The sequence below is a fragment of the Streptomyces sp. NPDC091371 genome (assembly GCF_040684275.1).
Classification (GTDB): Bacteria; Actinomycetota; Actinomycetes; order Streptomycetales; family Streptomycetaceae; genus Streptomyces.
Window position 1 is genome coordinate 1 of record NZ_JBFBFP010000069.1, and the last position, 12,260, is coordinate 12,260.

Annotated in this window: 11 protein-coding genes; 7 read left to right on the forward strand and 4 right to left on the reverse strand. The window is 73.2% G+C overall.

Annotated elements, in window-relative coordinates:
* Nucleotides 1–409 precede the first annotated feature (409 nt).
* Together AB0O21_RS37800 and AB0O21_RS37805 are read left to right on the forward strand one after the other, a co-directional pair.
* On the forward strand, nucleotides 410–1,543 hold the full coding sequence (locus tag AB0O21_RS37800; protein WP_365179663.1) for a hypothetical protein: 1,134 nt from the start codon (nucleotides 410–412) through the stop codon (nucleotides 1,541–1,543).
* A gap of 34 nt (nucleotides 1,544–1,577) precedes the next feature.
* The gene (locus tag AB0O21_RS37805) at nucleotides 1,578–2,669 is read left to right on the forward strand and encodes a phosphotransferase family protein (RefSeq protein WP_365179666.1); all 1,092 of its coding nucleotides are present in this window, start codon (nucleotides 1,578–1,580) and stop codon (nucleotides 2,667–2,669) included.
* A gap of 39 nt (nucleotides 2,670–2,708) precedes the next feature.
* On the opposite strand, the gene AB0O21_RS37810 is transcribed toward AB0O21_RS37805, so the two are convergent.
* A complete protein-coding gene (locus AB0O21_RS37810; protein ID WP_365179669.1) occupies nucleotides 2,709–3,179 on the reverse strand; it encodes a hypothetical protein in 471 nt (156 codons plus the stop codon).
* Nucleotides 3,180–3,396: 217 nt separating this feature from the next.
* Here AB0O21_RS37810 and AB0O21_RS37815 point away from each other — a divergent pair, with 217 nt between their 5' ends.
* The 4 genes from AB0O21_RS37815 to fxsA all read left to right on the forward strand — a co-directional run bounded on the left by AB0O21_RS37815 (nucleotide 3,397) and on the right by fxsA (nucleotide 7,426).
* On the forward strand, nucleotides 3,397–3,837 hold the full coding sequence (locus AB0O21_RS37815; RefSeq protein ID WP_326593949.1) for an Lrp/AsnC family transcriptional regulator: 441 nt from the start codon (nucleotides 3,397–3,399) through the stop codon (nucleotides 3,835–3,837).
* 119 nt (nucleotides 3,838–3,956) lie between these two features.
* Complete coding sequence (locus AB0O21_RS37820) at nucleotides 3,957–5,603, forward strand: amidohydrolase (protein WP_365179672.1); 1,647 nt, start codon at nucleotides 3,957–3,959, stop codon at nucleotides 5,601–5,603.
* 337 nt (nucleotides 5,604–5,940) lie between these two features.
* On the forward strand, nucleotides 5,941–6,714 hold the full coding sequence (locus AB0O21_RS37825) for a polyprenol monophosphomannose synthase (RefSeq protein WP_365179674.1): 774 nt from the start codon (nucleotides 5,941–5,943) through the stop codon (nucleotides 6,712–6,714).
* 136 nt (nucleotides 6,715–6,850) lie between these two features.
* Entirely contained in the window at nucleotides 6,851–7,426 is a 576-nt protein-coding gene (fxsA, locus tag AB0O21_RS37830; RefSeq protein ID WP_365179677.1) for an FxsA family membrane protein, read from the forward strand.
* Between the two features lie 76 nt (nucleotides 7,427–7,502).
* On the opposite strand, the gene AB0O21_RS37835 is transcribed toward fxsA, so the two are convergent.
* The 3 genes from AB0O21_RS37835 to AB0O21_RS37845 form a co-directional block, all read right to left on the reverse strand.
* Nucleotides 7,503–7,877: an RNA polymerase-binding protein RbpA gene (locus AB0O21_RS37835; protein WP_007262928.1), complete on the reverse strand. Its 375-nt coding sequence runs from the start codon at nucleotides 7,875–7,877 to the stop codon at nucleotides 7,503–7,505.
* Nucleotides 7,878–8,189: 312 nt separating this feature from the next.
* Complete coding sequence (locus AB0O21_RS37840; RefSeq protein WP_365179680.1) at nucleotides 8,190–9,572, reverse strand: MFS transporter; 1,383 nt, start codon at nucleotides 9,570–9,572, stop codon at nucleotides 8,190–8,192.
* Between the two features lie 68 nt (nucleotides 9,573–9,640).
* A complete protein-coding gene (locus tag AB0O21_RS37845; protein ID WP_365179683.1) occupies nucleotides 9,641–10,411 on the reverse strand; it encodes a glycerophosphodiester phosphodiesterase family protein in 771 nt (256 codons plus the stop codon).
* A gap of 181 nt (nucleotides 10,412–10,592) precedes the next feature.
* Between AB0O21_RS37845 and AB0O21_RS37850 the strand changes: the two genes are divergently transcribed.
* Nucleotides 10,593–12,095 (forward strand): PLP-dependent aminotransferase family protein, encoded by a 1,503-nt coding sequence (locus tag AB0O21_RS37850; protein WP_365179686.1) that lies wholly within the window; start codon nucleotides 10,593–10,595, stop codon nucleotides 12,093–12,095.
* Nucleotides 12,096–12,260: the final 165 nt, after the last annotated feature.

Sequence of the window (12,260 nt, forward strand, 5' to 3'; positions counted from 1 at the left end):
GGCCGAAGGCCATCGCGAAGCGACGCGACCGAAGGGAGCGCCCTTTACAGGCCGGCCCGACACGGAAGGACTATGGGACTGACGGGAAACCCCCCGCGCCTTCTCCGATTCCGCCCGGCTCGGACCCCGCCGCCCGAAGCTCCCGCCGCTCCGCCCGCCCGCCCGCCGCTCCGCCCCGCCCGCCCGCCGCTCCGCCCCGCCCGCCCGCCGCCCCGCCGCTCCGCCCCGCCCGCCCGCCGCCCCGCCCGCCCGGGCTGGGTGCCCCCGGCGCGCAGTGCCGCGATGTCAGACCGTGCCAGAACTCTGGCCCCCGTCCCACTTTCTGACGTACCGTCATATCCGCTTGAGCTGCGTACCCCGCTCCACCCCGCCACCCTTCGAAGCCCCCACCCCGCCCAGGAGGTTCGCCATGCCCGCCGACCGGCCCATCGGACTGGACGAGTACCCGATCCACCAGGCCCCGCTGTCGATGAAGCACCTCGTCAGCGGCGACCGCAACGCCTACGACCGATGCATCTTCCACGTCTTCGACCACGCCGGCCGTGCCGTCCTCATCCTCGGACTCGGGGTGTACCCCAACACCGGGGTCATCGACGCCTACGCCACCCTCCGCATCGGCGACGAGCTGCTCGCCGTCCGGGCCTCCGACGCCCTCACCGACGACCGCATGAACCTCAGCGTCGGGCCCCTCTCCATCACCGTCGACGTCCCGCTCAAGCAGCTCACCCTGCGCTGCGCCGCAGATCCGGAGGACCCGGACGGGCTCTCGTACGACGTCACCTGGACCGCCGAGTTCCCCGCCGTCTGGGAGCCCCACCACATCCAGCGGCGCGGCGACCGGCTCATGCTGGAGGGCCGCCGGTTCGTCCAGGCCGGCAACGTCACCGGCACCATCCGTGCGAAGGGGGAGGAGCTCACCCTCACCCCGGGGGAGTGGACCGGTACCCGGGACCGGAGTTGGGGCGTGCGGCCGATACCCGGCGAGGACGGTGGCCGCGCCGCCGAGGAGTACCGGCCCGAGGGGTTCCACTGGCTCTGGATCCCGGTCCGCTTCGAGGACCGGTTCGTGATGGTCATCGCCCAGGAGGACGCCGACGGGCACCGCACCCTCAACGAGGCCGTGCAGGTCTTCCCCGAGGAGACCGGCCGCCACGACGTCCAACTCGGCTGGCCGCACACCGAGATCCGCTACCGGCCCGGAAGCCGGCACCCCGAGAGCGCGGTCGTCCACCTCACCGATCCGGCCCGCAAGCCGCTCGAACTCGGCGTGGAGATCCTGAACTCCTCCCCGCTCGCCATCGGCGCCGGCTACCCGCCCGCCGGGGACTGGCAGCACGGCAGCTGGCAGGGCCGGGGCTGGACCGACCGGCGCGTCTACGACCTCTCCGACCCCACCGCCCACCCGATGGCCGCCTTCGGCGTCACCGACCACTCGGCGCGCTTCACCCTCGACGGGCAGACCGGCCACGGCATCTTCGAGCACGGCAGCTTCGGGCGCCACGACCCGAGCGGCTTCGCCGACTACTCCTCCGTCGCGCAGTAGAGATGAAGTGATGAAGTAGAGAAGGGGCACATCCATGGCAACCGCTCCACGTCCGCGCACCTCCACCCGCGAGCCCGAAGAGCTCGGCCGCCGTCTCGCCGCCTGGCTCGACGCCCGGCTCCCCGGCGCGAAGGTCGTCAACGTCTCGGTCCCCGGCTCCAACGGCATGTCCAGCGAGACCCTGCTCTTCGACATAGAGCACCCCGACACCCCGCTCCGCGCCTGCGCGCTGCGCCTCGCCGCCGATCCGGCCGCCTACACCGTCTTCCCGACGTACGACATGCCGCGCCAGCACCGCGTGATGAGCCTGGTCGCCGAGCACACCGACGTGCCCGTCCCGCGCGTGCAGTGGCTGGAGGAGGACCCGGAGCCGCTCGGGGCACCGTTCTTCGTGATGGCCCGCGCCGAGGGCCGGGTCCCGCCCGACGTCATGCCCTACACCTACGAGGGCAACTGGCTGCACGCCGCGACCGACGACGAGCGCGCCGTGCTCCAGGAGGCGAGCATCTCGCTGCTGGCCCGCCTGCACGACCAGTTCCCCGTCAAGGAAGCCGAGTTCCTGCTGCCCGACGGCGAGGGCAGCCCGCTGCGCCGGCACGTGGACGCCCAACGCGCCTACTACGAGTGGGTGGTGGCCGGCCTGGCCCCGTCCCCGCTGATCGAGCGGGCGTTCGCCCGCCTGGAGGAGCTGTGGCCCGAGGACGAGGGCCCGGCGGTCCTCAACTGGGGCGACGCCCGCATCGGGAACGTCATCTACGACGGGTTCACCCCGGCGGCCGTCCTGGACTGGGAGATGGCGGCGTACGCCCCGCGCGAGGTGGACCTCGGCTGGAGCGTCTACCTGCACCGGTTCTTCCAGGACCTCACCATCAGCTTCGGCCAGCCCGGCCTGCCGGACTTCCTGCGCCGCGAGGACCTGGAGCGGAGGTACGCCGAACTCACCGGCCACACCCCGCAGAACATGGACTTCCACACGCTCTACGCGGCGCTGCGGCACGGGATCGTCATGCTGCGCATCGCCTACCGGCAGGCGCACTTCGGCGAGGTCGAGATCCCGGAGAATCCCGACAGCCTGATCCTGCACCACGCCAGCCTGGCCGCCATGGTGCAGGGAACGTACTGGTAGGGGCGGCGGAACGGGCCGCGGTGGACGCGCAGGGGGCCGTCAGGCCGCCTGCGCGTGCTGCTGCTGCGTCTGGGCCTGCGCCTGCGGCAGGGCCGGGCGCACCAGCCGGACTGGACGCGAGCCCGGACCGCCGACGTGCGAGAAGGGCTGCGTGCGCCAGTCCAGCCCCTGGGGCAGGTCCAGGAGCACGACGGCGTCGAGCTCCTGCGCCTCCGGCGACGGGAACGCGCCGACGCTGGACAGCGCGTCGCCGGCGGGCCGCCCGGTGCCCACGCACACGGTGAGGCCGAAGGGGTTCCACGGGGTCAGGCAGAGCGCGTGCTGCGGCAGGTACTCCTCGTCCGCGACGAGGGCGATCGACTGGCCGCAGTCGGGGCAGATCGCGTGGTGGATCTCGAACCCCTCGCCGTCTTCAAGGTATTCGGCGTATTCGGGGTACGCGCCCTCCTCGGCATCGGCCGGTTCGAGGGGCTCCGGTTCGGTGCGACCGGCGCGCTTGGTGTTCAGCATGGATGTACTCCCCCTTGGGTGGGCCGGGCGGGCAGGTTCTTCGGCCTCGGCCACACCAAGCACTTCCCGCAGCGCGGCACGAGTAACCACCTCAGCACGCCGTACGCCTGCATGACGCTGTGGCCTTGGTCACATGCCCGGCGCAGATGCCTCCAGTGGGTGGACACCGCTGGGCCCGGAGCGCCCTTGGGCCTTAGGTTGAGCGGCTATGAGCGCAATGGAGGAGCTGGACCGCCAGATCGTTGATCTGCTCGTGCGGGACGGGCGGATGAGCTACACGGATCTGGGCAAGGCCACCGGACTGTCCACGTCGGCGGTCCATCAGCGAGTACGCAGGCTGGAACAGCGCGGGGTGATCCGCGGTTACGCGGCGGTGGTCGACCCTGAGGCCGTCGGCCTGCCGTTGACCGCCTTCATCTCGGTCAAGCCGTTCGACCCGAGCGCCCCGGACGACATCGCCGACCGGCTGTCCGGCGTGCCCGAGATCGAGGCCTGCCACAGCGTCGCGGGCGACGAGAACTACATCCTCAAGGTCCGGGTGGCGACCCCCTTGGAACTGGAGGACCTGCTGGGCCGCCTGCGGGCCCTCGCGCACGTCTCGACGCGGACCACGGTCGTCCTGTCCACCCCGTACGAGGCCCGCCCGCCCCGGGTCTAGGGCATCCCGTCCGGGCCTTGAGCGCGGTACGGGCTCGGCGCGTGGCCGGGGGAGAGCCGCCCGCAGGGCACCGGTACCCGCGTCCGGCCGCGGCCGGACGAGGGGCGAGACTGTTCCCCATGACTGACCGCACCGCCAACTCCGCCGACGCCGCCGGAGCGAACGACACCGACCCCGCCCCCCACCGGACCGTCCTCCTGCGCGGGGGCGAGGTCCACAGCCCCGCCGACCCCTTCGCCACCGCCATGGTCGTCGAGCGGGGCCGTATCGCCTGGGTCGGCTCCGAGGGCGCGGCCGACGCCTTCGCGCAGGGCGTGGACGAGGTCGTCGACCTCGGCGGCGCGCTCGTCACCCCTGCCTTCACCGATGCCCACGTGCACGCCACCTCCGCGGGGCTCGCCCTCACCGGGCTGGACCTCTCCGGCGCCCGGTCGCTGGCCGCCGCACTGGACCTCGTACGGGCCCACGCCGCGAGCCGCCCCGCCGACCGGGTGCTCCTCGGGCACGGCTGGGACGCCGCCCGCTGGCCCGAGCGCCGGGCGCCGCGCCGCGCCGAGCTGGACGAGGCCGCCGCCGGCCGCCCGCTCTACCTCAGCCGCATCGACGTGCACTCCGCGGTGGTCACCACAGCCCTGCTCGACCTCGTCCCGGGCGTGCGGCCCGAAGGTGACGAGCCGCTGACCCGTGACGACCACCACGCCGTCCGGCGGGCCGCGCTCGCCGCCGTCACCCCCGCGCAGCGCGCGGAGGCCCAGGCGGCAGCCCTCGACCGGGCCGCGTCCCTCGGCATCGGCTCCCTGCACGAGTGCGGCGGGCCCGACATCTCCTCGGCCGAGGACTTCACCGCCCTGCTCGCGCTGGCGGCCGAGCGGCCCGGGCCGCGGGTCTTCGGCTACTGGGCCGACCGGGACCTCGGCCGGGCGAAGGAGCTCGGGGCGGTCGGCGCCGCCGGCGACCTCTTCGTGGACGGCGCCCTCGGCTCCCACACCGCCTGCCTGCACGCCCCCTACACGGACGCCCCGCACACCGGGACCGGCTACCTGGACGCCGCCGAGGTGGCCGCGCACGTCGCCGCCTGCACCGAGGCGGGCCTCCAGGCCGGCTTCCACGCCATCGGGGACGCGGCGATCAGCGCCGTCGTGGAGGGCGTCCGCGCGGCCGCCGACAAGGTCGGCCTGGCTCGCGTCCGCGCGGCCCGGCACCGCGTGGAGCACGCCGAGATGATGACCCCCGCCACCATCGCCGCCTTCGCGGAGCTGGGCCTCACGGCCTCCGTGCAGCCCGCTTTCGACGCGGCGTGGGGCGGCGGGGACGGCATGTACGCCGACCGCCTCGGGGCCGAGCGCGCCCGCACCCTGAACCCGTACGCGGCCATGCTCAAGGCGGGCGTCCCGCTGGCCTTCGGCTCGGACGCGCCGGTGACCCCGCTCGACCCCTGGGGGACCGTCCGCGCGGCCGCGTTCCACCGGACCCCGGAGCACCGCGTCTCCGTACGGGCGGCGTTCACCGCCCACACCCGGGGCGGCTGGCGCGCGCTGGGCCGTGACGACGCGGGCGTCCTGGTCCCCGGCGCCCCGGCCGACTACGCGGTCTGGGAGACGGCCGAACTGGTCGTCCAGGCCCCCGACGACCGGGTCGCCCGCTGGTCCACCGACCCCCGGTCCGGGACCCCGGGGCTCCCCGACCTGACCCCCGGTTCGCAGCTCCCGGTGTGCCTGGCCACCGTGGTCGGCGGGCGGGAAGCATTCGTACGCCCACAGGGGTGATCCGGCGGTCCTCGGTTCGGTGCGGGCGGTCGGACCCGGATAGGTTCGGCCGGGTCCACCACCAGGACGTCCGTGCCGGACGGATCCGTCCGCTCAGCGCGCCCGCGCCTCGGGGGCGAGGGAAGGTTTCGCCGGTTGGGGGTCCCCCCTGCTCCGAAGGGGCCCGGGGGAGGGTGGTCCCGGTTCGGGGCCCTGCGGTCCAGTAGACAACGGTCGCGGCGACCCGTAGCCAGCGGGAGTCCGACCGGCCCGAAGGACCGCGGGCCCCGATCGCTGTTCTAGAGTCGTTCCCTGCGACCAGACGGACAACGCGTGCGAGAGCACGAAAGGGGACTCAGTGAGCGACGGCGGACAGCGGACCCACGGACCGCTCGGTACGGCCTTGGTGATCATTCCGACCTACAACGAGGCGGAGAACATCGGGCTGATCGTCGGCCGCGTCCGCGCGGCGGTGCCCGAGGCCCACGTCCTGGTCGCGGACGACAACAGCCCCGACGGCACCGGCAAGCTCGCCGACGAGCTGGCGGCCGGCGACGACCACGTGCACGTGCTGCACCGCAAGGGCAAGGAGGGGCTCGGCGCCGCCTACCTCGCCGGCTTCGCCTGGGGCCTGGAGGCGGGCTACGGCGTGATCGTCGAGATGGATGCCGACGGCTCCCACCAGCCGGAGGAGCTGCCCCGCCTGCTCACCGCGCTGGCCGGCGCCGACCTGGTCCTCGGGTCCCGCTGGGTGCCGGGCGGCCGGGTCGTGAACTGGCCGAAGAGCCGCGAGGTCCTCTCGCGCGGCGGGTCCACCTACTCCCGGCTGATGCTGGGCGTCCCGATCCGCGACGTGACGGGCGGCTACCGGGCCTTCCGGCGCGAGACCCTGGAGGGCCTGGGCCTGGACGAGGTGGCCTCGGCGGGCTACTGCTTCCAGGTCGACCTGGCCCGCAGGGCCGTGCAGAAGGGTTTCCGCGTGGTGGAGGTGCCCATCACGTTCGTCGAGCGCGAGTTCGGCGACAGCAAGATGAGCAAGGACATCGTGGTGGAGGCCCTGTGGCGGGTCACCCAGTGGGGCGTCAAGGCCCAGGCGGCCAAGCTCCTCGGCAAGGGCCGGGGCAAGGCCTGAGCCGGCCGGGCCGGAGGGGCCGTAGGGGCCCGAGCGGGGGAGCCGTAGGGGCCCGACCAGGAAAGTCGCCCCCTAGGGGGTGTCCGGTACCTCCGGCTGAGGTCGCTTTTACCCGGACCCAGGCACACTGGACGGTATGACGACCGGCATTTCGACGGCCCCCCGGCGGCGCTCGCCCGCCCGTACGTTCCTCCCCCTGGCGATAGCCGCCTGGCTGATCCTGGAGATCTGGCTGCTCAGCCTGGTCGCCGGAAGCGCCGGCGGGCTGACCGTCGCCGCGTTGCTCGCGGGCGGGTTGGTCCTCGGCGCGGTGGTCATCAAGCGGGCCGGGCGGCGCGCCTTCAAGAATCTGGCCGACACCTTCCAGCAGGCCCAGCAGGGGCAGCAGCCCACGCCCCAGCAGCCGGGCCAGGGCAACGGCCTCACCATGGCGGCGGGGCTGCTGCTGATGATGCCCGGCCTGATCTCCGACGCCGCCGGCCTGCTCCTCCTGCTCCCGCCCGTCCGGTCCTGGATCGGCCGCCGGGCCGCCCGCTCGCTGGAGCGGAAGATGGCCTCGGCCCCGGCCGGCAGCTTCGGGGACGCGTTCCAGCAGGCCCGGATCCACTATCCCGACGGCAAGATCGTCCAGGGTGAGGTCATCCGCGAGGACCGGCCCGGCGACCGGGACCAGGGCCCGGACACGGACTACCGCCCGCCGATCGCCCCGTAGCGAACGCACGCCGAGGGGCCCGCCACACGATGTGTGGCGGGCCCCTCGGCGTTTCCGGTGTTACAGCGTCCGCAAACTACGCGGACTTGCGGCTGTCCCGCGGATGCACGGCAATGTTCATGGCGCCGGAACGAAGGACCGCAAGCCTCTCGGCCAGCACTTCCTCCAGCTCCTCGCGGGTGCGCCGCTCCATGAGCATGTCCCAGTGCGTTCGCGCAGGCTTGCCCTTCTTCTCTTCGGGCCCGTCCCCGTCCACCAGGAGTGCCATGGCGCCGCACGCCTTGCACTCCCACTCCGGCGGAATTTCTGCCTCAACCGAGAACGGCATCTCAAATCGATGTCCGTTCTGGCATGCGTACTCCACCGCCTGGCGCGGGGCCAGATCGATGCCGCGGTCCGTCTCGTAGCTGGTAACCACGAGGCGCGTACCGCGGAGAGCTCGCTCACTCATGAATCGTGCCTCCCGGGCTTGTCGCCCACAGGACAGGTGTCGCTGTCGTCGTCATCCGGTCAACGTCCGGTCGGCGGTATAGATTCCCGCTCCGGGTCATGCGTCGCCCGTCGTGCCGCCCCTTGTTGTACCCACCAATGCCCGTTTTGTCACATCTGGCAGCAGATGTCACCCAACGTCCACGCTGATTGAGCGCGCAGTAACGGTCCGCCTGGCAGGCCAAAGGCGTACACTACCGGCCCTTTGCTTCAACGTCTAAATTCGTTCGGAATTCGTTCGTGGATCCGGGCCGGGCACGCTCACGGACCCCCGTCAGATCCGTTCGGGTACAGGATTGCCCGCCGCCTCCACCGCGCGCCGCACCGGCACCCTCGCGAGCAGCACGAAACCCAGTGCGAAGAAGACCACCAGCGAGATGATCGCGTCCCGGTAGCTGCCCGTGAGCTGGTACGTCAGGCCGAAGACGAGCGGCCCGACCCAGCTGAGCCCGCGGTCGCTCATCTCGTACGCCGAGAAGTACTCGGCCTCCTTGCCCGCCGGCACCAGGTGCGAGAACAGCGAGCGGGACAGCGCCTGGCTGCCGCCCAGCACCAGCCCGATCATCGCCGCGAGTGCGAAGAACCACACCGGGGTCCGGGCCGGCAGGAAGTAGCCGACCGCCAGCGTCACCGCCCACGCGGCGAGCGACCCCAGGATCGTCCGCTTCGCGCCGTACACGCGGGCCAGCCGCCCCATCGCCAGCGCGCCCGCCACCGCCAGGACCTGCACCAGCAGCACCGCGCCGATCAGCGTGGACTGCTCCAGCTCCAGCTCCTCCGAGCCGTAGATCGAGGCCTGGGAGATCACCGTCTGCACGCCGTCGTTGTAGATCAGGTACGCGAGCAGGAACGACAGGGTCAGCGGGTAGCGCCGCATGTCCTTGAAGGTGGCCACGAGCTGCTTCCAGCCGCTGACGGCCGGGGCCCCGCCCCCTTCCCGGACCACCGCCCGGTCCCGCAGCCGGCGCAGCGGGATCAGCGCGAAGGCCCCCCACCACAGGCCCGCCGAGGCCAGGCAGATCCGTACGGCCTCGCCCTCGGTCAGCCCGAAGGACTCGTGTCCCTGGAAGAGCACCAGGTTCACCACGAGCATCACCGAGCCCGCGGTGTAGCCGAAGGCCCAGCCCCGCGAGGAGACCGTGTCCCGTTCGTCGGGGGTGGAGATCTGCGGCAGGTAGGCGTTGTAGAGCACCATCGAGACCGACAGCGAGGCGTTCGCCACGATCAGCAGCAGCCCGCCCAGCAGGTAGCGCTCGCCGCCCAGGAAGAACATGCCGGCCGTCGCCGCGGCGCCCGTGTACGCGGCCACCGCCAGCAGCGGCTTCTTGCGGCCCGTCCGGTCCGCGACCGCCCCGGCCAGCGGCATCAGCAGCACGGCCAGGATCACCGAGGCCGATACCGAGTAGGCGAAGAAGGACCCCGCCCGCACCGGGATGCCCAGCGGGTACACGAAGCCCTCGGCGTCGGCGGCGGCCTTGGCGATCGAGGTCAGGTAGGGCCCCAGGAACACCGTGAGCACGCTCGCCGAGTAGACGGACACGGCGAAGTCGTAGAAGTACCAGCCGCGCTGTTCGCGCTTGCGCGCGGCCGCCGCGGCGGCTCCTGATCTGCCGTCCTCGGCCCCGGATTCCGCTTCGTCTTCGGTCTGCGCACTCATCGGTGCCCCCTCGCTGGTCCCCGTACCGCACGGCCCGCCGGAGCCCCGCGCGGGCACCCGCGGCCGTGTCAGGCCCAGGCCCCGCGCCGGTCCAGCACCGTGCGCAAGATGTCGATCCGGTCGGTCATGATGCCATCGACTCCCAGGTCGAGGAGAGCCTCCATGCGTTCCGGTTCGTTCACGGTCCACACGTGCACCTGGAGTCCCCGTTCGTGCGCGGTGCGTACGAACCTCCGGTCGACCACGCGGATGCCCGCCTGGGTCTCCGGAACCTGCGCCGCCACCGCCCCGACGCGCAGTGCCGCCGGGATCGCGAACGAGCGCAGCCGCAGCCCGAGCACCCCGCGCACCCCGTAGGAGGTCGCCAGCCGGGGGCCGGCGATCTTCTGCGCCCGGGCCACCCGGCTCTCCGAGAAGGAACCCACGCAGACGCGGTCCCAGAGGCCCGCCCGTGCGACCAGGTTCACCAGCGGGTGCAGGGCCGACTCGGCCTTGATGTCGATGTTCCAGCGGGCCTCGGGGAACTCCTCCAGCAGCTCCTCGAACAGGGCGAGGGGCTCGGTGCCCCCCACCCGCGCCTCCCGGATCCGCTTCCAGGGCAGCTCGGCGATCCGGCCCTGCGCGTCGGTGACCCGGTCCAGCGTGGAGTCGTGGAAGGCGACGAGCTTCCCGTCGGCCGTGGCGTGCACATCGGTCTCGAAGTACCGGTAGCCCGCTTCGGCGGCCCGGCGGAAGGCGGCGGCGGTGTTCTCCAGCCCGTCGGCGGCACCTCCGCGGTGGGCGAAGGGGATCGGAGCCGGGTGGTCCAGATACGGATGGCGAAGGCGTACGTGCGTCACGCGCGCAGTATCCCCCGCCCGGGCCGCCGTCCGGTGACCGGAGGAGGTCGCGCGGTCGACGATCGTCCTCCGCATACCCGCCCCTGGTGCGGGTGGACTGGTCCGTGACACCCTGGGCCCGCAGTTCCCAATCCAATCCCGACCCCGGTCGGGGCCAATCCGACGAAGGTGGACCGGACGCATGGCCGAATGGACCTCAGCGGTCGGTGCCGCGCAGCTCGCCCGTCTCATCACCTCGCAGCAGGAGCGGACCGCCGTACCGGGTGCCCGCAAGCTGCCCGCGTACCGCACCCTCGCCGACGGGATCCGGCTGCTCGTCCTGGAGGGCCGCGTCCCGGTGGCCGCCCGGCTGCCCGCCGAGCGGGAGCTGGCCGGCTCCCTCTCGCTCAGCCGCACCACCGTCGCCGCCGCGTACGAGGCCCTGCGCGGGGAGGGCTTCCTCGAGTCCCGCCGCGGCGCCGGCAGCTGGACCGCCGTCCCCGCCGGGAACCCGCTGCCCGCCCGCGGCCTGGAGCCGCTGCCGCCCGAGTCCCTCGGCTCCATGATCGACCTCGGCTGCGCGGCCCTCCCGGCCCCCGAGCCCTGGCTGACCAAGGCCGTCCAGGGCGCCCTGGAGGAGCTCCCGCCGTACGCCCACACCCACGGGGACTACCCGGCCGGGCTGCCCGCGCTGCGCCGCATGCTCGCCGACCGCTACACCGAGCAGGGCATCCCCACCATGCCCGAGCAGATCATGGTCACCACCGGGGCGATGGGCGCCATCGACGCCATCTGCAGCCTCTTCGCCGGGCGCGGGGAGCGGATCGCCGTCGAGTCCCCGTCCTACGCCAACATCCTCCAGCTGATGCGCGCCGCCGGGGTCCGCCTCGTGCCCGTGGCGATGGCCGAGGGGCTCGCCGGCTGGGACATGGACGTCTGGCGCCAGGTGCTGCGCGACTCGGCCCCCCGCCTCGCGTACGTCGTCGCCGACTTCCACAACCCGACGGGCGCGCTGGCCTCCGAGGAGCAGCGCCGGGCCATGGTCGAGGCGGCCCGAGCGGCCGGCACCGTCCTGGTGGCGGACGAGACCATGCTCGAACTCTCACTGGAACCCGATCTCGACATGCCCCGCCCGGTCTGCTCCTTCGACCCGGCCGGCTCCACCGTGATCACCGTGGGCTCGGCCAGCAAGGCCTTCTGGGCGGGCATGCGGATCGGCTGGGTCCGCGCGGCCCCCGACGTCATCCGCAGCCTGGTCGCCGCGCGCGCGTACGCCGACCTGGGCACCCCGGTGCTGGAACAGCTCGCGGTGAACTGGCTGATGCGGACCGGCGGCTGGGCGGAGGCCGTCGAGATGCGCCGCGAGCAGGCGCGCGAGAACCGTGACGCGCTGGTCGCGGCGGTCCGCCGGGAGCTGCCGGACTGGGAGTTCGAGGTCCCCCTGGGCGGCCTGACCCTGTGGGCCCGCGCGGGCGGGCTCTCCGGCTCCCGCCTGGCGGAAGTCGGCGAACGGGTCGGCGTACGGGTCCCCTCGGGCCCCCGCTTCGGTGTGGACGGGGCCTTCGAGGGCTACGTCCGGCTCCCCTTCACGGTGGGCGGCCCGGTGGCCGAGGAGGCCGCCGTCCGCCTCGCGGCGGCGGCCCGCCTGGTCGCCTCCGGCGAGGCCGGCGCCTCCTCGGAACCCCCGCGCACGTTCGTGGCGTAGCCCCGGCGGCCCCCAGCCGCTGCGCGGGGCCTTCCCCCCACCCCGCCCCTTCCCGAAACCGGGCTCTGCCCGGACCAGGTCCTCAAGCGCCGGACGGGCTGGAGGGTGCGGCTCGGCCGGAAAGACCTGGGGCTCCACCCCAGACCCCGCGCCCCAAACGCCGGC

Coding starts and splice junctions, on each gene's coding strand:
- fxsA (WP_365179677.1), top strand. CDS start 6,851: ATGACGACCGGCATTTCGACGGCCCCCCGGCGGCGCTCGCCCGCCCGT.
- AB0O21_RS37815 (WP_326593949.1), top strand. CDS start 3,397: ATGGAGGAGCTGGACCGCCAGATCGTTGATCTGCTCGTGCGGGACGGG.
- AB0O21_RS37840 (WP_365179680.1), bottom strand. CDS start 9,572: ATGAGTGCGCAGACCGAAGACGAAGCGGAATCCGGGGCCGAGGACGGC.
- AB0O21_RS37835 (WP_007262928.1), bottom strand. CDS start 7,877: ATGAGTGAGCGAGCTCTCCGCGGTACGCGCCTCGTGGTTACCAGCTAC.
- AB0O21_RS37800 (WP_365179663.1), top strand. CDS start 410: ATGCCCGCCGACCGGCCCATCGGACTGGACGAGTACCCGATCCACCAG.
- AB0O21_RS37805 (WP_365179666.1), top strand. CDS start 1,578: ATGGCAACCGCTCCACGTCCGCGCACCTCCACCCGCGAGCCCGAAGAG.
- AB0O21_RS37810 (WP_365179669.1), bottom strand. CDS start 3,179: ATGCTGAACACCAAGCGCGCCGGTCGCACCGAACCGGAGCCCCTCGAA.
- AB0O21_RS37850 (WP_365179686.1), top strand. CDS start 10,593: ATGGCCGAATGGACCTCAGCGGTCGGTGCCGCGCAGCTCGCCCGTCTC.
- AB0O21_RS37820 (WP_365179672.1), top strand. CDS start 3,957: ATGACTGACCGCACCGCCAACTCCGCCGACGCCGCCGGAGCGAACGAC.